Source organism: Protofrankia sp. CiP1_Cm_nod1 (assembly GCF_920888515.1).
In the GTDB taxonomy this organism is placed as follows: Bacteria; Actinomycetota; Actinomycetes; order Frankiales; family Frankiaceae; genus Protofrankia.
Map to the genome: position 1 here is coordinate 11,760 of NZ_CAKKTM010000396.1, position 1,313 is coordinate 13,072.

A 1,313-nucleotide genomic window follows, 5' to 3' on the forward strand; every position below is an offset into this window, starting at 1 on the left:
TCGTCGGGCGTCGTCCCCGGGCGGCGGCGACGGGCCGCGACCCGCAGGATCACACCGCCGCCGACGAGCGCCGCGGCGATCGCCGCCATCGCGCCGGTCTCGGCGCCGGTGAAGGGCAGCCCCCCGGTGCTGGGATACTCCTGGCCGGCCGGGCGGACCGGCTCCCGGCCGGCGGCCACCGGGTCGCCGCCACCGGGCACGGGGGGCAGCACCACCGGGACGGCCACGCCACCGCCGCCACCGGGCGCGGGCTCTTCCGTGTCGCCGCCGCCGCTGTTACCACCGTCACCGCCGATACCGCTGACGCCGAAGGCGACGCCGATGCCACCGCGGGGGCCGTCCTCGCCGCCGGCACCGCCGTCGGGGCTGCCCCAGCCGCCGACGGCCACCCCGACACGCGGGTCGCCGTCCCTGTCAGCGGATGGATCCCCGGTGGCGGCGAGCCCGGTGGCGGCGAGCCCGGTGGCGGCGAGACCGGTGGAGAGAACGGCGGACGGGTCGGTCACGGTCACGGTCGCGGCCACCGTGCGCTGCGGCAGCCCCTCCGGTGACCCACCCGGCAGCCCCTGCGCGAGCCCCGCGGGGAGCCCGAGGCCGGGATCAGCCGCGAACGGGCCGGTGCCGGTGATGACGTAGTCGCCGGGCGCGGTGAAGGCCGGCGGCCGCAGGCTGAAGCTGCCCTGGTCATCCGCTGTTGCCGTACCGGCCGTGCCGTCGTTGACCCGTACGGTGATGGTTGCGCCCGGGACGAAACCACCGCCGCCGAAGAGCACCGACTCGCCAACGGCCACCGACCGTGCGCTGACCGTGGCTACGCCGAGCGGGCCAGGGCTGTCGGGACGGTCTACGGGCGCGCCGGTATATGTGGCCGCCGCCGGATCCACCGCCGTGCTCAGTGCCAGCCCACCCCCCATAAGCAGTGCGGCTGCGAACGTGCGAAACCTCATGGAAGCACTCCCCCTGCCCGGATTCCGGACAAGTCCGTTGACGCATGAACACGAAGAGTATATGTGTTATTGCTCTCCGTGTCCACAACATTGGGTGTCCAGTCGGTTTCACCCAGTGGGCGGCATCCTGGCCCGTCGTGTCCGCGGCCCACGGCGGCCGGTGTCACCGGCCGCGCTTGCGCCGGTGGGAGCCGGCCGGCCGCGCGTTGAGCGTCAACGGTGTCGTCGCGTCGTCCGGCAGGCTGTCCGCCCGGCCGTCGGCCAGCCTGCCGGCCAGGGCGTCGTCGGTCAGGGCGCCGTCGGTCAGGGCGCCGTCGGTCAGGGCGCCGTCGGTCAGGGCGCCGTCGGTCAGGGCGCCGTCGGTCA

Annotated in this window: 1 protein-coding gene and 1 pseudogene; both read right to left on the reverse strand. The window is 75.3% G+C overall.

All coding sequences use genetic code 11. From position 1 onward, the window contains the following. Positions 1 to 947: pseudogene (locus NBX02_RS17960) on the reverse strand (hypothetical protein); the annotation flags it as partial. Between the two features lie 163 nt (positions 948 to 1,110). Further along, positions 1,111 to 1,313 (reverse strand): hypothetical protein (locus tag NBX02_RS17965; protein WP_250292334.1); only part of this gene is annotated, 203 nt, incomplete at its 5' end.